The following is a 26625-nucleotide window of genomic DNA, read 5'->3' on the forward strand; positions in this document are numbered from 1 at the left end:
GGCCTCCGAGGCAGGCGGTCGGGTCGGGTCGGTGGGGTCAGTCGGTGGGCAGCAGGACGCCGGGGTTGAGCAGTCCCTCGGGATCCAGGCGGCGCTTGACGGCGCGCAGGGCCGAGACGCCGAGCGGGCCGGCCTCGCGGACGAACCAGTCGCGGTGGTCGGTGCCGACCCCGTGGTGGTGGGAGATGGTGCCGCCGGCCGCCAGCACGGCTTCGTTGGCCGCGTGCTTGGCGGGCGCCCAGTGGGCCACCGGGTCCTCGCCCTGGGCGCTGACGACGGTGAAGTACAGGGAGGCGCCGTTCTCGTACACGTGGGAGATGTGGCACATGACGAGGGGCGGGGTGCCGGCCTGGGTGAGGGTGTCGGTGAGCGCCGTACGGACGGCCGTGTAGAGGCCGGGGACGGCGGACCAGAAGGCCGCGGTCTCCAGCGTCTCGGCGAACGCGCCGACGTCGAGCAGGGCGTCGCGCAGGTACGGCGCGGAGTAGCGGCCGTGCGCCCAGCGTTCGCCGGGTTCGGTGCCGGCCGGGGTGCCCCCGCAGTCCGTCAGGACGGCCGCCGCCCGTTCGCGGCGGTGGGCGGTGTCCTCGGCGGTCCCCTCGTAGCCGGTGACGGCCAGGCAGCCCGCTCCGCCCTGGGCCGGGCCGGCGCCGATCGCGTCGGGCTGGGCGAGGCCGATGAGCGTCTCGGTCTCGTCGGACAGGCGCAGCACGGTCGGCCGGGGACCGTCCTGGGCGAGCCGGCGCAGAGCGGCGGCGCCCTCCTCGAAGGAGCCGAACCGCCAGCCCTCGTAGACCCGTGACTCCGGGCGGGGGCGGATCCGTACGGTGACGGAGGTGATGACGCCGAAGGCGCCCTCCGAGCCGAGGATGAGCTGGCGCAGGTCCGGTCCGGCGGCGGAGCGGGGGGCGCGGCCGGTCTCGAGGGTGCCCTCGGGGGTGGCGAGGGTGAGTCCGAGGACCATGTCGTCGAAGCGGCCGTATCCGGCGGAGGCCTGTCCGCTGGAGCGGGCGGCGGCGAAGCCGCCGATGGTGGCCCACTCGAAGGACTGCGGGAAGTGGCCGAGGGTGAAGCCGTGTCCGGCGAGCAGGGCCTCGGCCTCGGGGGCGCGCAGGCCGGGCTGGAGGACGGCGGTGCGGGAGACGGGATCGAGGTCGAGCAGGCGGTTCATGCGGCGCAGGTCCAGGGCGACGAACGCGCTGCGCTGGGGGGCGAGTCCGCCCACCACCGAGGTGCCGCCGCCGAAGGGCACGACGGCGAGACCGTGGGCCGCGCAGGCGCGCAGGACCGCGAGGACCTCGTCGTGGTCGGCGGGCAGGACGACGGCCTGGGGGACGTCGGTGACGTCGCCAGCGCGGATGCGCAGCAGGTCGGGGGTGGACTTCCCGCGGGTGTGCCGGACACGGCTCTCCGCGTCCGTACGGACGTGCTCCTCGCCGCCGACGGCCGCGGCGAGCGCCCGCAGGGCGGCGGGGGCGGCCGTGGGGGCGGGCGGGCGGATGTCCTCCAGGGCGAGGGCGGGCGTGCTGCGCGGCTTGACGCCGAGCAGGTCGCGCAGCAGCCCGGTCACCGAGTCGGGCAGCGGTGCCGCCTTGGCCGGGTCGCCCCAGCCGTTCCACAGCATGTCCATTGAACGGTCGTCCTCACAGGTCGGTGTGCTGGTCGGTGTGCTCGGTCGGTGCTCGGGCGGGCGCGGCTCGGCTGCCTTCCGCGGGGCCGGACCGCTTCCGTCCGGGCCCCGGGGCGTTACACTGTGACACATGACGCCTATTCGTCACAACGGTTCGGGCAACGGCTCCGAGAGCGGCTCGGGCAACGGTTCCGACAACGACCCCGTGCTCGACGCGGTACGCGACTGTGTGCTGGCGGTCGGGGTGCGCCGCACCACGCTCGCCGACGTGGCCCGCCGCGCCGGCGTCTCCCGGATGACGCTGTACCGCCGCTGGCCCGATCTGCGCACCCTGGTCGGCGACCTGATGACCCGGGAGTGGATCGGCGTGGCCACCCGGGCCATACCGGAACCCGCGCCGGGCGTCACCACGCGAGCCCGGATCGTGGACGGAATGGTGGCCGGCGTCGAGGCGTTCCGCGCGCACCCCCTGTTCCACAAGATCGTCGACGTCGATCCGGAACTGCTCCTGCCGTACGTCCTCGACCGGCGCGGCGCGAGTCAGGAGGCGCTGCTGGCGCTGCTGGCCGACGCGTTGCGCGAGGGCCACGCGGACGGGTCGGTGCGGCCCGGCCACACCGAACGGCAGGCCCGCGCCCTGCTGTTGACCGTGCAGTCCTTCACCCTGTCCCTGCGCACGATGACCGACGAGGACGATCCGGAGCTGGACTCCGCCGCGTTCCTCGGCGAGCTGCGCACCCTCCTGGAGAGGACCCTGACGCCATGAGCCACACCGAGGCCGCGCCCGGCTCGTCCCTCAGCATCCACCGGCGCCGCCGGGAACTGGCCGAGGCCGCGGACGGCCGGGTGGCCGACGTCCTGGTCGTCGGACTGGGCGCCACGGGCGCCGGAGCCGCCCTGGACGCGGCGGCCCGCGGCCTGGACGTCGTCGCGGTGGACGCCCACGACCTGGCGTTCGGCACCTCCCGCTGGAGTTCGAAGCTCATCCACGGCGGGCTGCGCTATCTGGCCTCCGCACAGTTCGACGTCGCCCACGAGAGCGCGGTCGAACGCGGGGTGCTGATGACCCGGACCGCCCCGCACCTGGTGGCCGCCCAGCCGTTCGTGCTGCCGCTGACCCCGCTGGTCTCCCGGGCACAGGCCTCGCTGGCGTGGGCCGGGTTCCGGGCCGGGGACGTGCTGCGGCTGGCCGCCCGGACCCCGCGCCAGGTGCTGCCCGCCCCGCGCCGGCTGTCGGCGACCGAGGCCCGGCACCTGGCGCCCTCGGTGCGCGCGGCCGGGCTGCGCGGCGGGCTGCTGTCCTGGGACGGCAAGGTGACCGACGACGCCCGGCTGGTCACCGCCCTGGCCCGGACGGCCGCCGCGCACGGCGCCCGCGTGCTGACCCGGGTACGGGCGCTGGAGCTGACCGGGGCGGGCGCCCGGATCCGGGACGAACTCACCGGCGAGGAAGGCGAGATCAGGGCCCGCGCCGTGATCAACGCCACCGGCGTGTGGGCGGGCACCCTCGCCGACGGCATCCGGATCCGCCCGTCCCGCGGCACCCACCTGGTGCTGCGTTCGGAGCGTCTCGGCACCCTGCCGGCGGGCCTGCACATCCCGGTGCCCGGGGAGACCAACCGCTTCGTCCTGGTGCTGCCGCAGGGCGACGGCCGGGTCTACGTCGGGCTCACGGACGAGCCGGTCGACGGCGGCATCCCGGATGTGCCGGAGGTGCCGGAGACCGATATCGGCTTCCTCCTGGACGTGCTCGGCTCCGTCCTGGACGTCCCCGTGACCCGGGAGGAGGTCGTCGGCGCCTTCGCCGGACTGCGCCCCCTGCTGGACACGTCCGCGGACGCCGGTGCCCCGGCCCGCACCGCCGACATCTCCCGCCGGCACGCGGTGGTGGCCTCCCCGGACGGTGTCACGACCGTCGTCGGCGGCAAGCTCACCACCTACCGGCGGATGGCGCAGGACGCCGTGGACGCCGTGGTGGAGTCCCGGGGGCTCGACGCCGCCCCCTCCCCCACCGCCGCGCTGCCGCTGACCGGCGCCGCCGCCCCCGACCGCCTGCGCGCGCTGCCCGCGCCCCGCCGCCTGGTCCGCCGGTACGGCACCGAGGCCGTGGCGGTCCACGCCCTCGCCGCCGAGGACCCCGCCCTGGCCGAACCGGTCCTGCCCGGCCACCCCGTCACCCGGGCCGAACTGCTCTGGGCGGTCCGGCACGAGGGCGCCCTGGACGAGTCCGACCTCCTCGACCGCCGCACCCGGATCGGCCTGGTGCCCGGGGACCGCGCCGAAGTCCTCGCCGTCGCGCGGGACATGGTGGAAAGGGCGACCGCCCCGCGTCCGTGACGGGGCCGGGGAGCCCGACCGGAAGGGGACCTGCGCAACCGGCGCCCGGGCTCGATGGAGCCCGGGCGCCGGTGTGCGGCCGGCCCCCGCACATGCCGATGGATTTCCGGAAATAGGGTCGCACTCCAGTGATGTCCAACTACTCCGGACCAGGGTTGTACAACCCCTCGGGAAACGCCGGGGCCTTACACCCGGCGAATCGCCACGGAGCGCCGGTTTCGCGACTTGTTCCTCATATTCCGATACCCCCGACAACAGTAAGTGCACGATATGGCAAAATGCCGCAACGTGTTTGCGGCGGGCGGTGCACGGAAAGCCATTGCCGAGGAGACGCACGCGGGTAGAATGCACCCTGGGGCACGCCCCCGGGAAACGGAGGATGTCGGTGTCGGACAACATCGAACACATAGTGATCCTCGGCGGCGGCACGGCGGGCTGGATGAGCGCCGCATATCTCGGCAAGGCGTTACAGGGAGCGGTCCGCATCACGGTTCTCGAAGCGCCTGCCATTCCGAAGATCGGGGTCGGCGAGGCCACCGTGCCGAACCTGCAGCGCGTCTTCTTCGACTTCCTCGGCATCCCGGAGGACGAGTGGATGCGCGAGTGCAACGCCTCCTTCAAGATGGCCGTGAAGTTCATCAACTGGCGGACCCCCGGTGAGGGCAGTCCCACCGCGCGCATGCTGAACGGCCGGCCGGACCACTTCCACCACCCGTTCGGCATCCTTCCGCAGGAAGACGGCGTCCCGATCACCCATCACTGGTCCGACCGCGCGGCGCGCGGCGAGACCGACCTGCCCTTCGACTACAGCTGCTTCGTCGACCCGGTCCTGATGGACGGCAACCTCGCCCCGCGCCACCGCGACGGCCGGCCCGCCACCCGGTACGCCTGGCACTTCGACGCCCATCTGGTCGCCGACTACCTGCGGCGCTGGTCCGTGGAGAAACAGCAGGTCCAGCACGTCCAGGACCGGATGGTGGACGTCCAGCTGGACCAGAACGGCTTCATCCGCTCCCTGCGCACGGAGAGCGGGCGCACCCTCGAGGGCGACCTGTTCATCGACTGCTCCGGCTTCCGCGGCGCGCTGATCAACCAGGTCATGGAGGAACCGTTCCTCGACCAGAGCGACCACCTGCTCTGCGACAGCGCCCTGGCCTGCCCCGTGCCGCACGACGACGCGGCCCACGGGATCGAGCCGTACACGTCGTCCATCGCCATGAAGTCCGGGTGGGCCTGGAAGACGCCGCTGCTCGGCCGCTTCGGCACCGGGTACGTCTATTCCAGCCACTTCGCGACGGAGGACGAGGCGGTACGGGACTTCACCGCGCTCTGGGGACTCTCCGCCGACCGGGAGTTCAACCGCATCCGGTTCCGGGTGGGCCGTAACCGGCGGTCCTGGGTGAAGAACTGCGTCAGCATCGGTCTGTCCTCCTGTTTCCTGGAGCCGCTGGAGTCGACCGGCCTCTACTTCACGTACGCGGCCATCTACCAGTTGGCCAGGCATTTCCCGGACAAGAGTTTCAGCCCGATATTCGCCGATCGCTTCAACAAAGAGATCGCGGCGATGTACGACGAGTCCCGCGATTTCCTGCAGGCGCATTTCTATTTCTCGCCGCGCGAGGACACGGAGTTCTGGCGGGCGAACAAGGGGCTGACCCTCGGTGAGGAGATCCGCGAGAAGGCGGAGATGTACCTCAAGGGCATTCCTGTCAATCTGCCGACCGCCGACGAGTCGACGTACTACGGAAACTTCGATGCGGAGTTCCGTAACTTCTGGACCAACGGCAGCTACTACTGCATCTTCGCCGGCCTCGGCATGCTGCCGGAGCGTCCCATCGCACCGCTCGCGTACGGCCGTGACGGGCGGGCGTCCGCGCAGAGAATGTTCGACGGCGTGGCCCGGCGGCAGCGGGAGCTGACGCGGACCCTGCCGACCATGTACGACTACCTGCGTGACTTCCACGGAGCGTCCGCCGGCTCCGGCGACCGCGACCGCCATGCCCGCTGACGGCTTCCGGGACCTGATGAGCCGCTTTCCCAGCGGGGTGACCGTGGTGACGGCCCGCGGTCCCGGCGGTGAGCCCGTCGGCATGACCTGCTCGTCGGTCGCCAGCGTCTGCACCGACCCGCCGACCCTCCTGGTGTGCCTGCGCAGCGACAGCGCCACACTGGCGGCCGTGCGCACGGGCACGTTCGGCGTCAACATGCTCGACCGGGACGCCCGCGACATGTCCGAGCTGTTCTCGGCCCGCGATGTCGACCGGTTCTCGGCGGTCTCCTGGGAGCCCTCGCCCGCGGGGGTCCCCTGGCTGCCGGACTGCTCGGCCGCCATGGCGGAGTGCCGGGTACGGGCCACCCATCCCGTCGGTGACCACACCGTGGTGCTGGGAGAGGTCGCCCACACCGTCACCAGCGGAAGACCTCCGCTGCTGTACGGGATGCGACGCTACGCCCGCTGGCCGGACGGACCCGGCCACGGCGACGAGCCCGCCGTCACGGACGGCTCACCACCGAAGAGGAAGGCCGTCCCAGCGGACGGTGTGAGGAAGCGATCGGCATGACGGACGACAGTGTGCTGGGCGGTCTCGACGCGGAGACCTGGGACGCCCTGGCCGCGGACCACTTCTACTCGTCGAGCATGTGGCTGAGGCACTGTGCCGACTATCCCGGAGCGACCGTGGGCGCGGTGCACGCGGCCACGGCGGACGGACTGGCGGCCGTACCCACCGTGGAGTTCGACGGGTCCCAGCCCCTGAACTACCACTGGCAGAAGATCCTCACCGGCCGGGACCTGCCCGCCCCTCCGGCCGGCGGCCTGCTCGTCGGGCCCCGACTGGCCTACCAGGCCCACGTGCTGCGCGACTCGGACGACCCCGCTCTCCTGGTTAAGCTGGTCGCCCGGGTCCGGCAGGCCCACGACCGGCTGGAGACGCGCGAGACGGCGTGCGTGGCGATGTACCTCGGCACCGAGGACGTACGGCTGCTGCGCGCCGCCGGTGTGGAGGCACAGCCCGTGCTGCTGGAACCCGACGCCTGGATCGAGGTGCCGCCCGGCGGGTGGGACGCCTGGCTCGCCTCCCTGACGTCGAAGCGCCGGGTGGCGGTCCGCCGGGAGGTACGGGCCTTCGAGGAGGCCGGCTGCCGCATGACGCACGTCGGTCTGCCCGACTGCTGGGAGCGGCTGCCCGCGCTGGCCAACTCCATGGCCCTCAAGTACGGGTATCCGACACGGACCCCCGAGTTCCGCGTCGAGTTCGAGCGGTACGCGCGGATGACCGGGCCGGCCGGCCGCGTGGCCCTGTGCCATGCGCCCGACGGAGCCCTGATCGGGTTCTGTCTGTACTACGTGTGGGGCGACGCCGTGTACCTGCGGTGGGCGAGCTTCGACTACGACCACCTGGTGGGCTGCGAGGAGTACTTCAGCCTTGTCTACTACAGCCAGATCAGGCTGGCCGGGGAGCTGGGCGTCCGCTGGGTGCACGCCGGCAAGAAGGCCCTGGAGGCGAAGGTCCTGCGCGGCGCCGAGCTGCGCCCGCTGTGGATGCTCGACCTGTCCCCCGACAGCCCGCTGGTGCCGGCGGCGGACCAGGTACGCCGGCACAACGCCCGGTTGCTCGCGGAACTCGAAGGCGACCCCGGCACGAGGCGGGCCGTCAAGAACCGTGCGGAATGGGACCTGTTCACCTGACGCCACCGGGCACGCCGCCCGCGCCGCGGCGTGCCGGACGCAAGGGGAGGGAACGTGAATCGAGCGGACCACGGGGGCAGGCCGCTTCCCCTGCTCGAAGCAGTGGAGGCATGGGCTGCGAGAACACCGGAGGCCACGGCGGTGTCCGCACCGGACGGCGATCTCACCTTCCGGCGGCTGAGCGACGAGGTGCGTGCCCTGGCCGCCGCCCTCCGGGACGGCGGCGCCGGCCCCGGCACCGCGGTCGGCGTCAGCCACGGCCGGTCGTACCGGCAGGTCGTCGGCGTGCTGGCGGTGCTGACGGCGGGGGCCGCCCTGGTGCCCCTGGACGACCGCAACCCCGCCGACCGGCTGAGTTACATCCTCAAGGACGCCGACGTCCGGATGCTGCTGGGCGGGCTCCCCGCCGGAGCCTCGGTCCCGCGCCTGCGCCACGTCACGGAGCCGGACACGCCCCCGGACACGGCCGCGTCCGCCGGGGAGGCCCCGCTCCCCGCGGCCGGCCCCGACGACACCGCCTACGTCGTCTACACCTCGGGCACGACGGGATGGCCCAAGGGCGTCGAGGTCACCTACCGGAACCTGGACACCTTCCTCCGGGCGCTCACCGAACTCGCACTGCCCTCCGGCGGAACGGGGATCAACGCCGTCTCCCCGGCCTTCGACGGGTGGCTGTGGTGCGTCCTGCTCCACCTCCTCCACGGACAGGGCACGGCGATCATCGACCTGCACCACGAGGCCGCGGGCGACCTCGCGGAGCAGATCTCCGCGGCACGGCCGCGCACCGTCTGCCTGACCCCCTCTCTGCTCGCCACCTGCACGGACGCGCTGGACGGCGTGGAGACGCTGGTCCTGGCCGGTGAACCGTGCCCGCCCGGCCTGGTCCGGCGGCTGCCCGACGGCCTGCGCGTGCTCAACGTCTACGGCCCCACGGAGACGACGATCGCCGCGACCTGGGCGGACAGCGCCCGGGGGGACGACGTCACCACGATCGGCCGCCCCCTGACCGGCTACCACGTCCACATCCTGGCCGAGGACGGCAGCCCCACACCGCCCGGGGAGGTGGGCGAGCTGTACATCGGCGGGCCCGGCGTGGCCCGCGGCTACCGCAACCGCCCGGACCTCACCGAGCGGTCCTTCGTCGAGGACCCGTGCTCCGGGGCCGGGGGGCGGATGTACCGGACGGGCGACCTGGTGAGCCGGCTGCCGGACGGGCAACTGCGCCACGTGGGCCGGGCCGACGAACAGATCAAGATCCGCGGCTTCCGGGTGGAGCTCCCCGAGGTGGAACGGACGGCGGGCGAGCTGCCCGGGGTGCGCGCCTGCGCCGCCTTCCGCACCGCCACGGGCGACAACCTCGGTCTGGCCGTCCTCGGCGGCCCGGAGACGGCCGCGCCGGACTGGCCGGCACGGGTCGTCGACCACTGCGCCACCCGGCTCCCCGCCGCCGTGGTCCCCACGGTGGTGATCACCGTCGAGGCGCTGCCGACGACGCCGTCCGGCAAGGTGGACCGGGCCGCGCTGGCGCGGGCGGCCGACGAGATCGCCGCCCGCCCCGGCGGACGCGCCGCGCGGACACCGCGCGAACGACAGGTGCAGGCCGCCTGGGAGGACGTACTCGGCCGGTCCGTGCCGGACGTGGACGCGGACTTCTTCGCGCTCGGCGGTCACTCGCTGCTGGCTGCCCGCACCGTGTCCGAGCTGCGGCGCAGCACCGGTCTGCGGATCTCGGTACGTGATCTGCTGGCCTCCCCGACCATCGCCGGACTGGCCGCCGCGCTCGACCGGATCGCGGCGGAGTCCGGCGCCGGCGGCGGGACGACGGCGGTGAACGACTGATGGGCGGGTCGTGGCTGCGCCCGTGGCATCCGGCGCCCCGGCGGGCCCCCGCGCTGCTGTGTCTGGCGCCGGCGGGGGCGGGCTGCGGCCAGTACCGTCCCTGGCAGGAGCTGCTCGGTGACGACGTGTCGGTCATCGGGGTGGCCCTGCCCGGGCGGGAGTCCCGCTGGTCGGATCCGATGCCCGGCACGCTGGACGAGGCGGTGCGGGAGATCACCGCGGAGGCCGACGCGTTGCTCGCGCCCGGCCAGCCCTGCACGGTGTTCGGGCAGAGCTTCGGCGGGCTGCTCGGCTTCGAGGTCGTACGCCGTCTGACGGCGGACCACGGCAGGACCCCCGTGGCCCTCGTGGTGGCGGCCTGCCGGGCACCCCGGCTGTGGGTCGGGGCGGGCAACGGTCTGCTCGCCGCCGACGACGAGCTGGAGAAGCTGCTGGCGGCCCGCGACCTCGACCCCGACCTGCTGGACCCCGGCACCCGGGAACTGATGCTGGAGACCCTGCGCGCCGACGTGGAACTGTCGCTCACCTACCGGGATCCGGGCAGCGTGGTCCTCCCCGTCCCCGTCGAGGCCTGGGGCGGCCGGGACGACACCACCGTCACCGCCGCCCATCTCGCCCCATGGGCCGTCCACACGGACGACTTCCGCCGGCGGGAGTTCCCCGGCGGCCACTACTTCTGCGCCGAACGCACCGACGACGTCACCGCCTTGCTGGGGACGCTCGCCCGAGAAGGGGACCGCCATGCGAGTTGACCTCCTCGACCCCGATCTCTTCGCCGCCAACGCCTTCTGGCCGACGCTGCGGCACCTGCGGCAGCAGGCCCCGGTCCACTGGCACGACCACCCGGACGGCGGCGGCTTCTGGGTGGTGACCCGCTACGACGACATCGTCGCCGTCTACACGGACCACGACTCCTTCAGCTCCCGCTACGGCATGCGGCTGGACAGCAACCCCGAGGCGGTGTCCGCCGTGGCCCAGCGCATGCTGATCGTCTCCGACGCGCCGGACCACACCCGCCTGAAGCGGGTCCTGGCCGGCGCCTTCGCACCCAACGAGATGCCCCGGTTCGAAGCGCTCGTCCGCCAGGTGGTCCGCGAGACCGTCACCGAGGCCCTGGACCGCGTGGCATTCGACTTCATCGACATCGCCAAACAGGTGCCCAACCGGGTGGTCTGCGCGTTCATGGGCGTCCCCCGCGCCGACTGGGAGTGGCTCGGGGACATCGCCACCGAGGCCTTCGAGGGAGCCGACGAACAGACCCGGTCCGGGGCGCACAGCGAGATCTTCCTGTACTTCGCCGAGCTGCTCGACGAACGCCGGAAGTCCCCCGGCGAGGACTTCCTGAGCCGGATCGCGGCGGACGGCGCGCTGTCCGAGGAGACCGGTGGGCAACGGCCCCTCACCGACGAGGAGATCGTCTTCAACTGCAACGGGGTGCTGGCCGGCGCGAACGAGACGACACGCTATTCGGCGGCCGGCGGCGTCCTGGCGTTCGTGGAGAACCCGGGACAGTGGGAGCTCCTGCGCTCCTCGTCGGGACCGGAGGCGATCCCGGCGGCCGTCGAGGAGATCCTGCGCTGGACCGTGCCCGGTGTGCACGCGCTGCGGACCGCGCTGCGTCCCGCCCGTGTCGGCGGCGTCGACATCGCCCCCGGCGACCGGGTCACCGTGTGGAACGCGTCCGCCAACCGCGACGAGTCCGTGTTCGCCGACCCCGACGCCTTCCTCGTCCGGCGCACCCCCAACCGGCACATCACCTTCGGCGCCGGACGGCACCTGTGCCTCGGCGCCCGCCTGGCACGGCTCGAACTCGGCGTTCTCTTCGAGGAGTTGGCGTCCCGGGTCAAGGAGTTCCGGCTCACCGGGGAAGCCCTGTTCAACGCCTCGAACTTCACCTGGGGCGTGCGCAGCCTGCCGGTCGCCGTCACTCCGGCGTGACGCCGTGCCCCGCCGCACCACGGCTTCCGGAGCCTCCTGTCTTCCGCCAACGTAAGGACGGTCATGTCACCCGAGCTCTTCGTGCTCATCGTGCATCACGTCGGGGATCCCGCCGAGGTCGAGAAGCACACCCCCGGGCACATCGCCTACCTGGAGAAACACCACGCAGCGGGCGTCTTCGTGCTGTCCGGCCAGACCCGGCCCGAGGAGTACGGCGGGGTGATCCTCGCCCGCGGCGTCACCCGCGCCGAACTCGACGCCGTCATCGCCGAGGACCCCTTCGTCCGGTCGGGTGTGTCGGAGTACACCGTGTTCACGATGGGTGCCCGGCGCGCCCACCCGGACGTGCTCGCGGTCGTACGGGGAGAGCTCCGGTGACGGGCGCGCCGGACGGGGGCGGTGCGCGGTCGCTGGTGGACGCGGCGCGGCCGGTCGCGCGGCTCGCCGCCGCGCGGGCGGCGGACGCGGACCGGGAGGCGGCGCTCTCCGCGGAGGTGGTCTCCGCGGTCGTCGAGGCGGGCTTCGCCCGGCACTTCGTCCCGCGGGCGCACGGCGGCGCGGAGGGCACGTTCCGCGCGTTCCTGCGGGCCTCGGCGGTGCTGGGCGAGGCGTGCGGCTCCACGGCGTGGTTCGCCTCCCTCGCCGCCACCATGGGACGCGTCACCGCCTGGCTGCCGCGGGAGGGGCGCGAGCGGATCTGGCGGGACGGGCCCGACACCCTCATCGCCGGCTCTCTGCTGCCGCAGGGCACCTTCGAGAAGGTCCGGGGCGGCTGGCGGATCCGGGGCCGGTGGCCCTACGTCAGCTCGTGCACCGCGGCCGGCTGGGCCCTCCTCCTCGCCCGTCCCGACGGGGGCGAGGTCACCGACGCCCGGTTCTTCGCGCTGCCCCGGGAGGCGTACACGGTGGAGGAGACCTGGGCGAGCCTGGGGATGCGCGCCACCGGCAGCCACACCGTGGTGGTGCGGGAGGCCGTCGTCCCGGAGGAACTGTCGTTCCCGCGCGCCGGGTTGAACAACGGGACGGCCGGCCCGCACGGGACCCTCTACTCGGTTCCGCTGCGGGCCGTGACCGGTCTGTCGTTCGCCGCTCCGGCGCTCGGCACGGCCCGGGGCGCGGCGCGCGTGTGGACCGAGCGCATACGCGGCCGGCTCGCCGCGACCGGAGGCGGCACCCCCGCTCTGGAGCGGGCCGGCTACGACCTCGCGCTGTCGCGGTCCGTGGACGACATCGAGATGGCCGCGCTGCTGCTGGAGCGTGTCGCCGGCTCCGCCGACGAGACCGGGGCGCGCTCCGCCGGCGACCTGTGGGCGGCGGCCCAGGCACGCGGCACGGCGAAGGCGGCCGAACTGCTGCTCAGCTCGGTGGACCGGCTCCTGCGGGCGGCCGGCACCGAGTGCCTGGCCGTGGAGGACGAACTGCAACGGCGGTGGCGCGACCTGCGGACGGTGGCCAGCCACGGCACGCTGCGCTACGCCACGAAGGCCGCCGCCTACGCGGCATGCATCTGGTCGTCCGGTCTGCCGGACGACCCCGGAATCCGAAGGAGCAACCATGCCTGACATCGCTCTGGTCACGGGGGCCAGCCGGGGCATCGGCCGCGCCATCGCGGTGCGGCTCGCCAAGTCCGGGTACGACCTCGCGCTCGTCGCACGGTCCGAGGGGCCGCTCCGGGAGACGGCCGCGCTCGTGGAGGGGTTCGGCCGCCGTGCCCTGACGGCCGCGGCGGACATCACCCGGCGCGGTGACGTCGAGGCGGTCCGGGCCACGGTCCTCGACGCGTTCGGGCACGTGGACGTGCTCGTCAACAACGCGGGCTACGCCGGCCGGCCGCAGCCCTTCGCGGAGTGGGACCCCGACGACTGGTGGCGGGTGATCGAGACGAACCTGCGGGGACCCGCGCTGCTGTGCCGGGCCCTACTGCCGGAGATGCTCGCCCGCCGCAGCGGCTACATCGTCAACATCAACTCGCTGCAGGGGTCGAAGGTGTCCGGCGCCGGCTCGGCCTACGGCGTCTCCAAGGCCGGCCTGATGCGTCTCACCGACGCCGTCGCCGACGAGGTCCGCGGCTCCGGGGTGACCCTGTTCGACCTGAGTCCGGGGCTGGTGCGCACCGAGATGACCTCCGGCCGGCCCGACCTCGACGCGCTGCCCGAGAGCGCCTGGTCGCCGCCGGAGGCCGCCGCCGAGAAGGTGGCACAGCTCCTCTCCGGCCGCTACGACGCCCTGCACGGCCGCTTCGTCCACCTCACGGACGATCTCGACGACCTGGTGGGGCGGATCGCGGGCGACGCGCGGCTGCTGCGCATGCGGCCCCCCGCCGACCCGGTCCCCGACGACGACAAGACCGCCTAGGGGCCCGGAACTCCAGTGAGCGCATCGATACTGATCGTGGGACTGCCCTGGAGCCGGGACGAGCTGGCACTCGCCGTGCGGGCGGCGCACGCACTCGGCAGCCGGCCGGTCGTGGCCGACACCGAGCGGGCGCTCGGCGCGGTCCGGCCGCCCGAGGGCTGCACCTTCCTGCCGGTGGAGGAGCTGAGCGTGTCCGCCGTCGTCGCCGCCTGCGGTGACGCCCGGCCCGACCACGTCGTCTCCATCACCGAACTGACCACCGTGCTCGCCGCGCAGGTCCGCGAGGCCCTCGGTCTGCCGGGCACCCCGGCGGAGACGGAGGCCGCCGTCACGGACAAGTTCCGCACCCGTTCGCTCCTGCGGGCCGCCGGACTGACCGCCGTGGACTGCCGCGAGACGTCGCTGCGGGACCTGCCCGGGGTGCTCGCGTCGGCGGACCTCCCGGTCGTGGTGAAGCCCGTGGCCTTCACCGGCAGCCACGGCGTACGGCACATCGCCGCCCCGTCGGACCTGGCCGCCCTGACGGACTCCTACGACCCCGGCGCGGCCGCCGCGTCCGGGCGGGACCGCCTGATCGTGGAGTCGGTGATCCCGGGCGACGAGATCAGCGCCGAGGGGGTCTGTGTGAACGGCGAGGTCCGCCTCCTCGCTCTGACCGACAAGTTCAACACCGGTGTCCCCCACTACTACGAGGTCGGCCATGTCATGCCGAGCCGGCACACCGAGGAATGGCACGGCCGGGTGCTGACCTACCTCCAGGACGTCGTCTCGGTGCTGAAGATCCGGACCTCGGCGCTGCACGCGGAGCTGAAGCTGCACGACGGCCGGGTGGAACTGGTCGAACTGCACACCCGGTTCGGCGGCGGAAGCATCGTGCACCTGCTGGCCGAGGCGTACGGGATCCGCGCCTACGACATCTGGTTCGCGGCCCTGCTGCGCGGCGAGACGCCCGACGTCCCGCGGGCCCGGGGCACCGCCGGGGTGGCGTTCTTCGGCGGCTGGGCGGGGGCCCCGTTCCGCTGGAACTCGTACGACTTCCCCCATGCCGGCGCCGTCATGGAGCTGACTCTCGACGCACGGGCCCGGCCGAAGGTACGGCAGCACGAGGGCATCCGCCTCGGTTACTGGCGCACGGGCCGGGCCGTCTTCCACGCGACCGGCGCGGACGGCCACGCGCGGGTGGCGGAGAACGTGGCCTTCGTGCGCGACCAGTTCCTGAGCCTCGACCCGGCCGTCCGCCCGCACGGCGGTCCGACGCACCACGAAGGGACCCACCGGTGACGCACGTTCTCATGGTCGGCTTCGGCTCCGTCTTCCTGGACGCGGTGGAAGGGGCCGTCCCCGACGACAGCATCGTGGTGCTGGAGGAGCCCGACAACATCCGGCACCGCGGCCTGGCCGGGGAGGCGGAGCGCCGGGCCTGCCTGCGCGACGTGGTCCCGGCCGCCTACCAGCAGGGCGGCGACTGCCTCGACATCGCGACGGAACTGCACCGGAACCGGCCGTTCGAGGCGGTGGTGCCGGCCCTGGAGTACGCCGTGCCCGCCGCCGCGGCGATCGCGGAGAAGCTGGGCCTGCCGGGCGCGACGTCCCGGGCGGCCGGCATCCTCCGCGACAAGCTGCTGCTGCGGGACGTCACCGGCAGGGCCGGGATGCCGGCGCCCCGCTGGCGGGAGATCCACGGACCGCGCGACATCGTCGAGTTCGCCGAGGGCGGCCCCGTGGTGGTCAAGCCCGCCGACCGCCAGGCGAGCGTCGGTGTCCAGCTGCTCGACCACTGCGACCTTTCCGAGGCCGAACGGGCCTGGCGGACGCTGCTGGAGGCCGCCGAGCCCGGCCATGCGCCGGACCGTCCGACGGACCGGCGCTTCCTCGCCGAGGAACGGGTGTACGGCACCGAGTACAGCGTCGAGGTCCTGGTGCGCGAGGGGCACATCGAGTTCTTCAACGTGACCGAGAAGTCGGTGATCGGCGGCCGGCATCCGGTGGAGTCCGGCCATGTCCTGCCGGCCCCGGTCGGTGCCGGGACGGAGCGGGACATGCGCACCGCGATGCGCCGGCTCATCGACGCGACCGGGTTCGGGTCCGGGATCCTGCACGCGGAATGGATCATGACGGGGAGCGAGCTGGTTTTGGTCGAGTGCGCCGGCAGGTGCCCCGGCGACCGCCTGACCGATCTGCTCGACCTGGCCTACGCGACCGGGATCCGGCCGGCCCTGATCGAGATCCTGGCGGGCCGGCGCCCGCGCCTTCCGCAGCGGGCGGCGGGAGCGGCCGCCATCCGGTTCATGTCCGCGCCGCCCGGCGAGGTGGTGTCCGTGGAGGGTGTGGCGGAGGCCCGCCGGCGTCCGGGTGTGCACAGTCTCCAGGTGACGGTCGGCGAGGGCGACCGGATACGTCCGTGGTCGTCCTCCTGGGACCGGTACGGCTACGCGCTGGCCACCGGCCGGACCCCGGAGGAGGCGAACAGCCGGGCCGTCGCCGCCGCCGCCTCGGTCCGCGTGCGGACCCGGTGACGGCCATGGCGAACGGGAACACCTCGGCCGAGCAGACCGGAGCGGGGGACGCGGCCGGAGCGGGGAACGGGGCCCGCGTGGCGGACGGCCGGGCCGCGCCGGCGCCGTGGACGCGGCTCGGGCGGCGGCTGACGGCCCTGTGGCCCTCCGGCCGCGCCGAACGCGGCCTCGTCGCGATGGCCCTCGCCGACGCCACCGGGACCGGAGCGTTCCTTTCCGTCTCCGTGGTCTTCCTCACCCGCGCCGTCGGGCTGTCCGCCTCCCAGGTCGCCGCCGGCCTCAGCCTGGCGGCCGGTGTGGGGCTGGTGACGACCGTGCCTGTGGCGATGGTCGCCGACCGCTTCGGGCCCAGACGTCTGCTGGTGCTGGTCACCCTGTGGCGGGCGGCGTGCTTCCTCGTCTACCCCTTCGTCCCCGGCTTCACGTCCTTCGCGGTGCTCATGGTGCTCATGGGCCTGGTCGACAAGGCGGCCGCGCCGCTCGGGCAGGTGCTGGTCGGCATGGCCGTGCCCGAGGACGCCCGGGTGCGCACCATGGCGGTCATGGGAGCCGTCCGCAACTGCGGGTACGCGGGCGGCGCCCTGCTGGGCAGCCTCGCGCTCCTCGCGGACCACTGGTCGGCCTACGCCACGGTCATCCTCGCCAACGCCGCGTCGTTCGTGGGCCTGGCCGTCATCGCCGGGCGGCTGCCACTGCGGCCGGGTGCGACGGCGGACGCCTCCCGGCTGCGCCGGACGCTGTCCTTCGACGTCTTCCGGGACCGCCCGTACGTCGTGCTCGCGCTCCTGAACGGCGCGCTGACGATGCACATCACCCTGCTGAGCGTCGGCATACCGATGTGGGTGACCCAGGCGTCGCACGCACCCCGGTCGACGGTCTCCGCCGTGGTGGTCCTCAACGCCGTCCTGGCCGTCCTCTTCCAGGTGCGGGCGAGCCGGGGGGCCGAGGAACCGGCCACCGCGGCCCGGCTGATGCGGACGGCCGGGCTCGCCCTCGCGGTGTGCTGCGCCCTGCTCGCCTTTGTGCCCCGCCTGTCGGCCGTGCCCGCCGTCGCGGTCCTCCTCACCTCGGCCGTCGCCCTGACGGCGGGCGAGCTGTTCCAGTCCGCGGGCGGCTGGGGCGTTTCCTACGGTCTGGCCCGCAGCGGCCAGGAATCCGCCTACGTCTCCCTCTTCTGGCTCGGCGTGGGCCTGCAACAGATCATCGCTCCCCTGGTCGTCGCCCTGGTGATCAGCCGTGGCGCGCTCGCCTGGCTGCTGGTCGGCGCCCTCCTGGCGGCGGCGGGTGCGGTGGCGCCCCGGAGTGTCGGGTGGGCCGTGCGCGACCGGGAGCACCCACGGCACCGGCACACCGAGGAGAACTGAGATGTCCTTCTTCAACACGCCGACGGACAGGAACATGAGCCTGCTGCTGGACGTCGTGCCCGCCGTCCTCGTGGTGCTGGTGGCGTCCGGGGTGTGCGGCCGGCTGGCCGTGGCGCTGAGACAACCACGGGTGCTCGGCGAGATGGTCGCCGGTGTCCTCCTGGGCCCGACCGTGCTGGGCAAGCTCTGGCCGCACAGCCAGACGTCGTTCTTCTCGGCGGACGTCAAATCGGTCCTCTACGTGTGGAGCACGGTGGGCCTCACTCTCTTCATGTTCCTCGTGGGGTCGGGCTTCAGCCACAAGGCCGCCGACGCCCGGGACGGTGGCCGGGCCGCCGTGCTGGCCCTGTCGGGCATCGGGGTACCGCTGGTCCTGGGGATGGCGGTGGGCGCCGCGCTGCACGGGGAGATGTCGCTGCCCGGCGTGGGCATGGGCGAGTTCAGCCTCTTCCTGGGCGGGGCCCTGTCGATCACGGCCTTCCCGATGCTCGCCCGCATCCTGTACGAGCGGAACCTGCAGCACTCCCGCCTGGGGCGCCTCTCCCTCCTCGGGGCCTCCCTGGACGACGCCGCGGCCTGGTGCTTCCTCGCCGTCCTGACGGCGCTGCACGGGAACCACGGGCTGGGCAAGGCGCTGGGGACCATCGGCCTCGCCGCTCTCTTCTCCCTCGTGATGCTGGTGTTCGTCGCCCGCGCCCTGAAACCGCTGGGCGAGCGGGTGGAGCGGACCGGCCGGCTCGGCTTCGACCACCTCTACATCGTCCTCGCCGTCGTCCTGGCCGCCGGCTGGTTCACCGACCTGATCGGCGTCTACTCGGTCTTCGGCGGATTCATCGCCGGGCTGTCCATGCCGAAGAACCCGGCGTTCGTCGCGGCGCTGCACCAGCGCATGATGGACATGGTCTGCGTGCTCATGCTCCCGGCCTTCTTCACCTTCTCCGGGCTCAACACCCAGCTCGACGGCATCGGGGGATGGTCGATGCTGATCGCCTTCCTGCTGATGCTGGCGGCGGCGGTCACCGGGAAGTACACCGGCTGCGCCCTGGCGATGCGGAGCATCGGTTTCGGCTGGCGGGAGTCATGGGCCGTCGGCGGTCTGATGAACGCCCGCGGACTGATGATCCTGATCTTCATCAACATCGGCCTGGCCGAGCACATCATCTCGCGGGACGTCTTCTCCGTGCTGGTGCTGGTCGCCGTGGTGACGACCGGCATGGCGCTGCCCCTCTTCCGGTGGGCGATGCCCGCGACCCGGGAGAAGCAGCTCATCGCCGCCGCCTCCGGTGCGTCCGACGCGTCCGTTGCGGCCTCCGCCCGCGGCTGAGTCCCTCCGTGGACGAGGGGTCAGAGCAGGCGGCGGATGTCACCGCGGACGCGGTAGAAGCCGCCCGCGGCCGGGTGCAGGGCGTCCACGACGTACCGGGCGCCGGGCTCGCGTATCGCGCGCGGGAACTGGACGTTCCAGGAGGAGTCGTAACCGTCGGAGAGCACGTGCACCCGGAGCCGGCCGCCCTGCTGGACGCACTCCACCACCACGGCCCCGACGGGCGCCCGGTCGACCGTGGCCACCGCGGCCGCCGCCGTGGCCGGGGCGTACGTCGGCAGGGCGGCGGCGAGCTTGACGTCCCGCACCACCGGAACCGTGCCCTGCTGGGCCGCCGAGACCGCCGCCTCGCTCGCGTCGACGCACACCAGCGAGCCGTCGGTGGTGACCAGGTACAGCCGCTCGTCGCGGTACTGCATCGACAGCGCCGAACCGCCGCCCGTGCCGAGCTTCCACAGCCGCCTGCCGTCCCGGTCGAAGCAGTAGACGGAGGAGGCCGCGTCCCCCGCGAAGACGAACCGGCCGCCGGGTGAGGTGGCGCACGAGTACACCGGGCTGTCGCACGCGTACGTCGCCTCGACGGCGCCGGTGTCCTTCGACAGCCGCTGGACCACCCGGTGCGCGGTGCCCGCGTACACCGCGTCCTGCTCCTGCCAGCCGAAGAGCACGGCGCCGTGGGTGGGGGTGTGCCACAGTTCGCCGCCGCCGTCGGGTGCGTAGGCGGTGACGCCCCGCTGGTGGCCGTGGTAGACGGCGCGGTCGTCGGCGCGGACCATCCAGGCGTGCTCTCCGTGGCTGCGGCGGGACCACTGGTGTTCGTCCTCGTGGTCGATGACGGTGAGCCGGCCCTCGCGGTCCGAGACGTCGAGGACGCCCTCGTGGATGTCGAGCCAGAAGATGTCGACGTCGGAGGCGATGTCGTAGGCGGCGAAGGGGAGTTTGGAGGAGAGGTCGTACACCTTCCCGTCATCGCAGCCCGCGTAGATCCAGAAGTCGTCGGCGACCAGGCACTTCACCCCGTCCGGCAGGCTGAAGCGGGCGAGCACGGCGCCCTCGTGGTCCAGGGTGTAGACGTCACCGGCCTGGTTGCCGACCCAGCAGCGCTCGTCGTCCACGTGGATGCCGAACGCGGCGGAGCCGGTGCGGAACCGCCACAGCACCGGCGCCACGGACCGCGCGGTGGACGGGGCGGAGCTGACCTGACGCCGGGTCACCGCGCGCGGGGCGCGCCCGCCCCGGACGGCCGGGGCGTATCCCTTGCGGACCTTCTCCCCCACCTTCTTCGCGGCGGCGGCCCGTGCCTTCTCGGCGGTGGGGAACGACGTCGTCTGCACCTGCCCGGCGGCGCCGATCCGGCCGTACCGCACGGTCACGACCTGTCCGTCGACCGTCACCTCGTAGAACTTGTGGGCGCCGCCGCCTTCCTGCGACAGCTCCAGGTACGTGGTCGACACCGAGGACGCCGTGGACATGGCACACCCCCTCCCCCAGGCGGACCCGCGGCCGTTCCAGCAGGTCCTCAACTGCTTCTCACCGTAGGGGCACCCACTGACAGTCGGCCCCGCCCCGGACTGTGCGCCGGCCGGGCGCCCCGGAGCGTGCCGTGCTCGTCACGTCCGTCCAGGAGGGGACCCGGCTGCCGCGCGCGGTTCGCCACCGGGTCGGAAGGGCACGGCCGGACCGGCCTCGCGCGGCCTGACCAGGCGAGCGGTCCCGCACCCTCGTGCCCGTACCCTGCGCAGTGCCCTGCGGGACTCCGACACGGCCTGGCCCCTTCAGTCCCCCTCCGGCAGCAACGCCTCCGTTCCGCCCAGGAGTTGGCGCAGGCACCGGAGGGCCAGGGCGGCCGGGGAGTCCTCGCCCGTGACGTCGGCCTCCGTGACGGCCCAGGCCTCCAGGGCGATGCGGATCGCGTCCGTGGCGGCCGCCGCGACCAGGCGGGCCTGCAGTGCTCCGAGGCGGCCGTCGGCGAGCCGGGCGACGACGGGTACGAGCCTTTCCTCGGACTCCTGGTTCACGCGGTACCACACCGCGCGCAGTGCGGGATCGTCCTCGGCCGCGCGCAGCAGCCCCCGGGTCCGCAGCAGCGCCCCGGCGGCCTCCTCGTCCGGTGCCGCCAGCGACTGTTCCACCGCCGACTCCAGCGCCCGGAACAGGCCCTCACCCGGCTCGGCCGCCTCCAGCAGCGCCCGCCACCGGTCGGCGCCGTCCGCGAGCAGCGGGCTCACCGCGTCCTGCTTGGAGCGGAAGTAGCGGTAGAAGGTCCGCAACGCCACGCCCGCCTGACGGGCGATGTCCTCGGCGGTGGTCGCGTGCGGCCCCCGCGCGGCGAACAACTGGGCTGCCGCGTGCGCGATGTCCAGCTGGGTCGCGGCCTTGCGGCGCTCGGTCAGGGAGGAGGACGGCTTGGTGCTCACTCCAGAAGGGTACGGCCCCGCACCCGTCGCTGGCACGTGATGCCGTTATGACAAAACGTGCCACTACGGCGTAACGTGAAGGCCATCGGGACGTCGGACGGCAGGAGAACCGGCGTCGCACAGATCCCGTCGGGTACCGGCGGGCCGGGCAGGAGACACACCATGAACCGCTACGAAGGCCGCCGTGTACTGATCACCGGGGGCGGGTCCGGCATCGGTCAGGCCACCGTGCTGCGCATCCTCGCCGAGGGCGGCAGCGTGGTGGCCGCCGACATCAGCGAGCGGGGTCTGCGGGACACCTGGGAGAAGGCCGCCGGCCACACGGACCGCCTGACGACCCTGGTCGTCGACATCGCCGACGAGTCCTCCGTGCGCGCCACGGTCGCCACCGCGACCGCCTCGCTCGGCGGCCTCGACGTGCTGGTCAACGCGGCCGGGATCCTGCGCTCGTCCCACACCCACCTGACGCCCCTGGAGGACTTCACCCGCGTCCTCCAGGTGAACCTCGTCGGCACCTTCCTGGTGATCCGGGAGGCGATACCGGCCCTGCTGGCCGGCCGGGACGCGGCGGTCGTCAACTTCAGCTCCACCTCGGCCGCGTTCGCGCACCCCTACATGTCCGCGTACGCGGCGAGCAAGGGCGGCGTCCAGTCGATGACGCACGCCCTCGCCGCCGAGTACGCGGGCCGGGGCATCCGCTTCACCGCCGTCCAGCCCGGTTCCATCGCCAGCGGAATGACCGACGGCAGCGGTGTCAGCGGGCAGAGCCAGGGGCCCGGGCTGCCCGCCGACGCCGACATGAGCCTGTTCGCGAAGCTCTCCCCCGCCCTCGGCCGGGGATTCGCCGGCCCCGAGACGGTGGCGTCCGTGGTCGCGATGCTCGGCTCGCGGGACGGCGGGTTCATCACCGGCACCGAGATCCGCGTCGACGGCGGCACCCACTTCTGACCCGCGCGTCCACGGCGGCACCGACCCGCGCGTCCACGGCGACACCCACCTCCGGCCCCCGCGTCCACGGCGGCACCCACCTCCGACCCGCGCGTCGACGGCGACACCCACTCCGGCCCGCGCGTCCACGGCGACGCCCACCTCCGACCCGCGCGTCCACGGCGGTGGCCCCGCTTCCGGCCTCCACGTCGACGGCGGCGAACCTTTCCGGCCTCGGCGTCAGGCCGGCGCGATCAGGTCCCGGTGGTCCTCGTTCCACAGGTCCTCGTCCGCGTCCGGCAGGAGCAGGACCCGGTCCGGCCGCAGGGCGTCGACGGCGTCCTCGTCGTGGGTCACCATCACGATCGCGCCGGGGTACGAGCCGACCGCGCCCAGCACCTCGTCCCGGGAGGCCGGGTCGAGGTTGTTGGTGGGCTCGTCCAGCAGCAGCACGTTCGCCCCGGAGTGCACCAGGCCGGCCAGCGCCAGCCGGGTCTTCTCCCCGCCGGAGAGCACACCGGCGGGCTTGTCGGCGTCGTCGCCCGAGAACAGGAAGGCGCCCAGCACGCGCCGCGCCTCACCCGGGCTCAGGTGCGGGGCGGCGAGCGCGAGGTTCTCCAGCACCGTGCGGCCGGGGTCGAGCGTGTCGTGCTCCTGGGCGAAGTAGCCGAGGCGCAGCCCGTGCCCGTGCACCACCCGTCCCGCGTCGGGCCGTTCCGCGCCGGCCAGGACGCGCAGCAGGGTGGTCTTTCCGGCGCCGTTGATGCCGAGCACGACCAGCCGGCCGCCCCGGTCCACCGCCAGGTCCACCCCGTCGAGGACGCGGTGGCCGCCGTACGCCTTGGCGAGGCTGATCGCGCCGAGCGGGGTCCGTCCGCAGGGGGCGGGTTCGGGCAGCCGGATCCGGGCGGTCTTCTCGGTGCGCCGGGCCGGCTCCAGTCCGGCCAGCATCCGGTCGGTCCGCCGGGCCATGCTCCGGGCCGTGGTGGCGGTGGCGGAGCGGGACTTCATCCGGTCGGCCTGCGCGTGCAGGGCGGCGGCCTTGCGTTCGGCACTCGCCCGCTCCCGGGTGCGGCGCCGCTCCTCCGCGTCCCGCCGGCTCAGGTAGGTCCGCCAGCCGGTGTTGTGGATGTCGAGGACGGCCCGGGTGGCGTCCAGGTGGAAGACGCGGTTGACGACGTCGGCGAGCAGCGCCGTGTCGTGGCTGATCAGGACCAGACCGCCCTGGTGGGCCCGGAGGAACGTGCGCAGCCAGGCGAGCGAGTCGGCGTCGAGGTGGTTCGTCGGCTCGTCCAGCAGCAGGGTGCGGTCGGTGCCGGCGAACAGGATGCGAGCCAGTTCCACCCGGCGCTTCTGCCCGCCGGAGAGGGCGCCGACCGGTTCGGCCAACAGCCGTTCGGGCAGGCCCAGTCCGGCCGCGACGCGGGACGCCTCGGCCTCGGCGGCGTAGCCCCCGCCGGCCTGGAAGGCGGCCTCGGCACGTGCGTAGGCGTGCATCGCCCGGTCCAGCGCCGCCGCGTCGGCGGTACCGGCGGCCGCCGCCCCGGTCATCGCCGCCTCGGCCTCGCGGAGGGCGCGCAGTGCGCTGTCGAGTCCCCGGGCGGACAGGATCCGGCCGGCGACGGTTTCGGCGGGTCGGCGGCGCGCGAGTCCTGGGCCAGGAAGCCGACCGGCCCGGTGCGGGTGACGGCACCGGCGGCGGGCCGGGTCCGCCCGGCGAGGGTGTTCAGCAGGGTGGTCTTGCCGGCGCCGTTGCGGCCCACGAGGCCGATCCGGTCCCCGGGGGAGACGGTGAAGGACACGCCGGAGAGCAGGAGGCGGGCGCCGGCACGCAGCTCGGCGTCACGAACGGTGATCATCGGTAAACGCTCCGAAAAAGCGAAAGGACACACTTCTGGCGCGGAAGCGGGTCCTCGGCTAGGAGATTCGGGGCGTCGACATGCCGGCACGGTACCGCGGGCGCCCGTGCCGGCGCATGCCGTTTTCTCCGGCTCCGTGACGGCCGTGACGGCTCTGCTCTCCCTGGCGGCTCCTCCGTGACGGCTCTCCGTAACGGCTCCTCCGTGACGGCCCCATGAGGGCGCGCCCCGGGCAGCCGCGGGCTAGCCGGCCAGCTGCGGGTACAGCGCCGCCAGGTCGCCCGACAGCCCGGCCTTGACCTGCCGGCTGAGGTCGTCGGCCAGGACCTCGTACGCCCCGGCCTCGACACCGTCGAGCGCGAGCGCGGCGACGGCCTCGGGCGTCGACTTGGGGGCGTCCACGTCCGCGACCATGTCCGTGTCGATGTAGCCGACATGCAGTCCGGTGACACCGATGCCCCGGGGGACCAGCTCCAGGCGGAGCGAGTTGGTCTGGGACCACAGGGCCGCCTTGGTGGCGCTGTAGGAGCCGGCGACGCCGACCCAGGAGAGCACGGAGTGGACGTTGAGCAGATGTCCGCCGCCGTTGCGCTCGACGATCGGCACGAAGGCCCGGGTGACGAGCAGGGGCCCGTAGAAGTTGGTCTCGAACTCCCGGCGTACGTCGTCCACGGCCGCGTCCAGGAAGGAGCGGGCGCCGAGCGAGATGCCGGCGTTGTTGACCAGGACCGTGACGTCCTGGGCCTGTGCCGCGGCGGCCGCGACGGACGCCGGGTCGGTGACCTCCAGCGCGAGGGGTACGGCGTCGGGGTGCGTGACGCTGCGCGGGTCGCGGGCCGTGGCGTACACCTTGGCGGCGCCGCGCGCGTACAGCTCCTCCACCACGGCCTTGCCCAGGCCGCGGCTGCCGCCGGTGACCAGGACGACTGAGTTCTTGATCGAGGTCATGCGGGTGCCTCCAGGCGGGAAACCGATCGGTTTCCACCACCGTAAACCGATCGGTTTCCCACAGCAACCCCGAGCCGCCCCTCGGGGCCGGGAACCCCTTGCCCGAACCCCCGGCCACCCTCCATAGTGAGTTTGAAATTCCAACTCAGCAGGGAGAGGCCAGTATGAGCGAGCAGGACACCACCGAGCGCGCGGGGCCCCGGAAGCTGCCCGCCACACTCGCCGCCCACCCCTCCGTGCGGGCGGTACTGGCACAGCGGGCGGAGCGGGCGGCAGCTCCCGCGCGGCCCCCGGTGATCGACGCCGGCTGGCTGCGCGCCCTGTGCCGTGAGGCCGGCGCGGACGACGCCGCCGCCGTGAGCCTCGACCACCCGGACCTCGCCGGGGAGCGCGAGCACGTCCTCGCCGCACTGCCCGGAACCCGCACCCTGGTCTCCCTCGTGGTCCGGATGAACCGGGACAGCACCCGCTCCCCCGCCCGCAGCGTGGCGAACCAGGAGTTCCACCAGACCGACGAACAGGTCAACGCGGCCGCCCGCGCCGTGACCCGGGCCCTGCAGGACGCCGGCCACCGCGCGCTCAACCCGTCGGCGGGCTTCCCCCAGGAGATGGAGCGCTTCCCGGGCCGGATCTGGGTGGTGGCCCACAAGACCGTGGCCGTGGCCGCCGGACTGGGCGTGATGGGTCTGCACCGCAATGTCATCCACCCCCGGTTCGGCAGCTTCGTCCTGCTGGCCACGGTCCTGGTGGACGCCCCGGTGAGCGCGTACGGGCAGCCGCTGGACTACAACCCGTGCGTGGACTGCAAGTTGTGCGTCGCCGCGTGCCCGATCGGCGCGATCGGCAAGGACGGCGCGTTCGACGCCCTGGCCTGCACGACCCACAACTACCGGGAGTTCATGAGCGGTTTCACCGACTGGGCGCAGACGGTGGCCGACAGCGCGGACGCCGCCGACTTCCGGGAGCGGGTGACCGACCCGGAGAACGCCTCGATGTGGCAGAGCCTCGCCTTCAAGCCCAGCTACAAGTCCGGCTACTGCCTGGCCGTCTGCCCCGCCGGCGAGGACGTGCTCGGTCCCTACCTCGACGACCGCAAGCAGTACCTGGACACGGTGCTGCGCCCCTTGCAGGACAAGACGGAGACGCTCTACGTCCTGCCGGGCTCCGCGGCACAGCGGTACGCCGAGCGCCGTTACCCGCACAAGCCGACCAAGGAGGTCAGCGGCGGCTGGCGCCCGCCGGGGCGGCAGCGGCAGGACCCCGGTCCGGCGTGACCGGCCGGTGTCCGACGGGGCGGGGAACGGCCCGAGCGCATGGATTGACCGTTCCCCGACCCTGCCGGTCGGCCCGCCGCCGCTGGTGCGGCCCGGGCGGCGTGCCGGTCCGTGGGCCCAGGCCCCGGCGGTCGTACCCGCACCGCGGGCCCTGCGCGAAGACCCGCCGGGCGTCCTGTTCCGACCCTCCGGCGCCACGCCCGTGCGCG

21 protein-coding genes and 1 pseudogene are annotated in these 26625 nt (G+C 73.6%); 17 read left to right on the forward strand and 5 right to left on the reverse strand.

Translation table 11 applies throughout. The annotated features are described in order from the left end of the window. Positions 1 to 37 precede the first annotated feature (37 nt). Positions 38 to 1630 carry an FAD-binding oxidoreductase gene (locus ACZ4VF_RS22015; RefSeq protein ID WP_467927910.1) on the reverse strand — a complete coding sequence of 531 codons (1593 nt, stop codon included), beginning with the start codon at positions 1628 to 1630 and terminating at the stop codon, positions 38 to 40. 130 nt (positions 1631 to 1760) lie between these two features. Here ACZ4VF_RS22015 and ACZ4VF_RS22020 point away from each other — a divergent pair, with 130 nt between their 5' ends. The 15 genes from ACZ4VF_RS22020 (at position 1761) to ACZ4VF_RS22090 (ending at position 18991) form a co-directional block, all read left to right on the forward strand. Beyond that, entirely contained in the window at positions 1761 to 2396 is a 636-nt protein-coding gene (locus ACZ4VF_RS22020) for a TetR/AcrR family transcriptional regulator (RefSeq protein WP_467927911.1), read from the forward strand. Next, positions 2393 to 3967 (forward strand): glycerol-3-phosphate dehydrogenase/oxidase, encoded by a 1575-nt coding sequence (locus ACZ4VF_RS22025; protein ID WP_467927912.1) that lies wholly within the window; start codon positions 2393 to 2395, stop codon positions 3965 to 3967. The genes ACZ4VF_RS22020 and ACZ4VF_RS22025 overlap by 4 nt, the downstream gene beginning before the upstream one ends. A 379-nt stretch (positions 3968 to 4346) precedes the next feature. After that, on the forward strand, positions 4347 to 5975 hold the full coding sequence (locus tag ACZ4VF_RS22030) for a tryptophan halogenase family protein (protein ID WP_467927914.1): 1629 nt from the start codon (positions 4347 to 4349) through the stop codon (positions 5973 to 5975). Continuing rightward, positions 5965 to 6528: a flavin reductase family protein gene (locus tag ACZ4VF_RS22035; protein ID WP_467927915.1), complete on the forward strand. Its 564-nt coding sequence runs from the start codon at positions 5965 to 5967 to the stop codon at positions 6526 to 6528. Before ACZ4VF_RS22030 ends, ACZ4VF_RS22035 begins: the two co-directional genes overlap by 11 nt. Continuing rightward, positions 6525 to 7655, forward strand: coding sequence for a GNAT family N-acetyltransferase (locus tag ACZ4VF_RS22040; protein ID WP_467927916.1), 1131 nt, complete (start codon positions 6525 to 6527; stop codon positions 7653 to 7655). Before ACZ4VF_RS22035 ends, ACZ4VF_RS22040 begins: the two co-directional genes overlap by 4 nt. 102 nt (positions 7656 to 7757) lie before the next feature. Beyond that, entirely contained in the window at positions 7758 to 9494 is a 1737-nt protein-coding gene (locus ACZ4VF_RS22045) for a non-ribosomal peptide synthetase (RefSeq protein ID WP_467928002.1), read from the forward strand. Then, positions 9494 to 10246 (forward strand): thioesterase II family protein, encoded by a 753-nt coding sequence (locus ACZ4VF_RS22050; protein WP_467927917.1) that lies wholly within the window; start codon positions 9494 to 9496, stop codon positions 10244 to 10246. Before ACZ4VF_RS22045 ends, ACZ4VF_RS22050 begins: the two co-directional genes overlap by 1 nt. After that, positions 10236 to 11432: a cytochrome P450 gene (locus ACZ4VF_RS22055; protein WP_467927919.1), complete on the forward strand. Its 1197-nt coding sequence runs from the start codon at positions 10236 to 10238 to the stop codon at positions 11430 to 11432. Before ACZ4VF_RS22050 ends, ACZ4VF_RS22055 begins: the two co-directional genes overlap by 11 nt. A gap of 63 nt (positions 11433 to 11495) precedes the next feature. Further along, positions 11496 to 11810: a YciI family protein gene (locus ACZ4VF_RS22060; RefSeq protein ID WP_467927920.1), complete on the forward strand. Its 315-nt coding sequence runs from the start codon at positions 11496 to 11498 to the stop codon at positions 11808 to 11810. Continuing rightward, positions 11807 to 12994 carry an acyl-CoA dehydrogenase family protein gene (locus tag ACZ4VF_RS22065; protein ID WP_467927922.1) on the forward strand — a complete coding sequence of 396 codons (1188 nt, stop codon included), beginning with the start codon at positions 11807 to 11809 and terminating at the stop codon, positions 12992 to 12994. Before ACZ4VF_RS22060 ends, ACZ4VF_RS22065 begins: the two co-directional genes overlap by 4 nt. Then, on the forward strand, positions 12987 to 13787 hold the full coding sequence (locus tag ACZ4VF_RS22070) for an SDR family NAD(P)-dependent oxidoreductase (protein WP_467927924.1): 801 nt from the start codon (positions 12987 to 12989) through the stop codon (positions 13785 to 13787). The genes ACZ4VF_RS22065 and ACZ4VF_RS22070 overlap by 8 nt, the downstream gene beginning before the upstream one ends. 15 nt (positions 13788 to 13802) lie before the next feature. Next, entirely contained in the window at positions 13803 to 15068 is a 1266-nt protein-coding gene (locus ACZ4VF_RS22075; protein WP_467927925.1) for an ATP-grasp domain-containing protein, read from the forward strand. Next, a complete protein-coding gene (locus tag ACZ4VF_RS22080; protein ID WP_467927926.1) occupies positions 15065 to 16303 on the forward strand; it encodes an ATP-grasp domain-containing protein in 1239 nt (412 codons plus the stop codon). The genes ACZ4VF_RS22075 and ACZ4VF_RS22080 overlap by 4 nt, the downstream gene beginning before the upstream one ends. 5 nt (positions 16304 to 16308) lie before the next feature. Beyond that, positions 16309 to 17667: an MFS transporter gene (locus ACZ4VF_RS22085; protein ID WP_467927928.1), complete on the forward strand. Its 1359-nt coding sequence runs from the start codon at positions 16309 to 16311 to the stop codon at positions 17665 to 17667. Between the two features lies 1 nt (position 17668). Continuing rightward, the gene (locus ACZ4VF_RS22090) at positions 17669 to 18991 is read left to right on the forward strand and encodes a cation:proton antiporter (protein ID WP_467927929.1); all 1323 of its coding nucleotides are present in this window, start codon (positions 17669 to 17671) and stop codon (positions 18989 to 18991) included. A gap of 20 nt (positions 18992 to 19011) precedes the next feature. Here ACZ4VF_RS22090 and ACZ4VF_RS22095 read toward each other — a convergent pair whose 3' ends face one another. Both ACZ4VF_RS22095 and ACZ4VF_RS22100 read right to left on the reverse strand, forming a co-directional pair. Continuing rightward, positions 19012 to 20463, reverse strand: coding sequence for a WGR domain-containing protein (locus tag ACZ4VF_RS22095; RefSeq protein ID WP_467927930.1), 1452 nt, complete (start codon positions 20461 to 20463; stop codon positions 19012 to 19014). 303 nt (positions 20464 to 20766) lie between these two features. Further along, the gene (locus ACZ4VF_RS22100) at positions 20767 to 21408 is read right to left on the reverse strand and encodes a TetR family transcriptional regulator (protein WP_467927932.1); all 642 of its coding nucleotides are present in this window, start codon (positions 21406 to 21408) and stop codon (positions 20767 to 20769) included. A gap of 162 nt (positions 21409 to 21570) precedes the next feature. Here ACZ4VF_RS22100 and ACZ4VF_RS22105 point away from each other — a divergent pair, with 162 nt between their 5' ends. Further along, positions 21571 to 22356 carry an SDR family NAD(P)-dependent oxidoreductase gene (locus ACZ4VF_RS22105; protein WP_467927933.1) on the forward strand — a complete coding sequence of 262 codons (786 nt, stop codon included), beginning with the start codon at positions 21571 to 21573 and terminating at the stop codon, positions 22354 to 22356. Positions 22357 to 22575: 219 nt separating this feature from the next. Here the strand turns inward: ACZ4VF_RS22105 and ACZ4VF_RS22110 are convergent. Further along, positions 22576 to 24194: pseudogene (locus ACZ4VF_RS22110) on the reverse strand (ABC-F family ATP-binding cassette domain-containing protein). Between the two features lie 243 nt (positions 24195 to 24437). Further along, the gene (locus ACZ4VF_RS22115; RefSeq protein ID WP_467927935.1) at positions 24438 to 25142 is read right to left on the reverse strand and encodes an SDR family oxidoreductase; all 705 of its coding nucleotides are present in this window, start codon (positions 25140 to 25142) and stop codon (positions 24438 to 24440) included. A 164-nt stretch (positions 25143 to 25306) separates the two neighbouring features. Here ACZ4VF_RS22115 and ACZ4VF_RS22120 point away from each other — a divergent pair, with 164 nt between their 5' ends. Then, positions 25307 to 26416, forward strand: coding sequence for a 4Fe-4S binding protein (locus tag ACZ4VF_RS22120; RefSeq protein WP_467927936.1), 1110 nt, complete (start codon positions 25307 to 25309; stop codon positions 26414 to 26416). Positions 26417 to 26625 lie beyond the last annotated feature (209 nt).

It is taken from the genome of Streptomyces sp. NPDC029151, from assembly GCF_055564315.1.

Bases quoted from the DNA above. Each gene is read 5' to 3' on its own strand.
- ACZ4VF_RS22015 (WP_467927910.1), bottom strand. From the start codon at position 1,630: ATGGACATGCTGTGGAACGGCTGGGGCGACCCGGCCAAGGCGGCACCG.
- ACZ4VF_RS22020 (WP_467927911.1), top strand. From the start codon at position 1,761: ATGACGCCTATTCGTCACAACGGTTCGGGCAACGGCTCCGAGAGCGGC.
- ACZ4VF_RS22025 (WP_467927912.1), top strand. From the start codon at position 2,393: ATGAGCCACACCGAGGCCGCGCCCGGCTCGTCCCTCAGCATCCACCGG.
- ACZ4VF_RS22030 (WP_467927914.1), top strand. From the start codon at position 4,347: ATGTCGGTGTCGGACAACATCGAACACATAGTGATCCTCGGCGGCGGC.
- ACZ4VF_RS22035 (WP_467927915.1), top strand. From the start codon at position 5,965: ATGCCCGCTGACGGCTTCCGGGACCTGATGAGCCGCTTTCCCAGCGGG.
- ACZ4VF_RS22040 (WP_467927916.1), top strand. From the start codon at position 6,525: ATGACGGACGACAGTGTGCTGGGCGGTCTCGACGCGGAGACCTGGGAC.
- ACZ4VF_RS22050 (WP_467927917.1), top strand. From the start codon at position 9,494: ATGGGCGGGTCGTGGCTGCGCCCGTGGCATCCGGCGCCCCGGCGGGCC.
- ACZ4VF_RS22055 (WP_467927919.1), top strand. From the start codon at position 10,236: ATGCGAGTTGACCTCCTCGACCCCGATCTCTTCGCCGCCAACGCCTTC.
- ACZ4VF_RS22060 (WP_467927920.1), top strand. From the start codon at position 11,496: ATGTCACCCGAGCTCTTCGTGCTCATCGTGCATCACGTCGGGGATCCC.
- ACZ4VF_RS22070 (WP_467927924.1), top strand. From the start codon at position 12,987: ATGCCTGACATCGCTCTGGTCACGGGGGCCAGCCGGGGCATCGGCCGC.
- ACZ4VF_RS22085 (WP_467927928.1), top strand. From the start codon at position 16,309: ATGGCGAACGGGAACACCTCGGCCGAGCAGACCGGAGCGGGGGACGCG.
- ACZ4VF_RS22090 (WP_467927929.1), top strand. From the start codon at position 17,669: ATGTCCTTCTTCAACACGCCGACGGACAGGAACATGAGCCTGCTGCTG.
- ACZ4VF_RS22095 (WP_467927930.1), bottom strand. From the start codon at position 20,463: ATGTCCACGGCGTCCTCGGTGTCGACCACGTACCTGGAGCTGTCGCAG.
- ACZ4VF_RS22105 (WP_467927933.1), top strand. From the start codon at position 21,571: ATGAACCGCTACGAAGGCCGCCGTGTACTGATCACCGGGGGCGGGTCC.
- ACZ4VF_RS22115 (WP_467927935.1), bottom strand. From the start codon at position 25,142: ATGACCTCGATCAAGAACTCAGTCGTCCTGGTCACCGGCGGCAGCCGC.
- ACZ4VF_RS22120 (WP_467927936.1), top strand. From the start codon at position 25,307: ATGAGCGAGCAGGACACCACCGAGCGCGCGGGGCCCCGGAAGCTGCCC.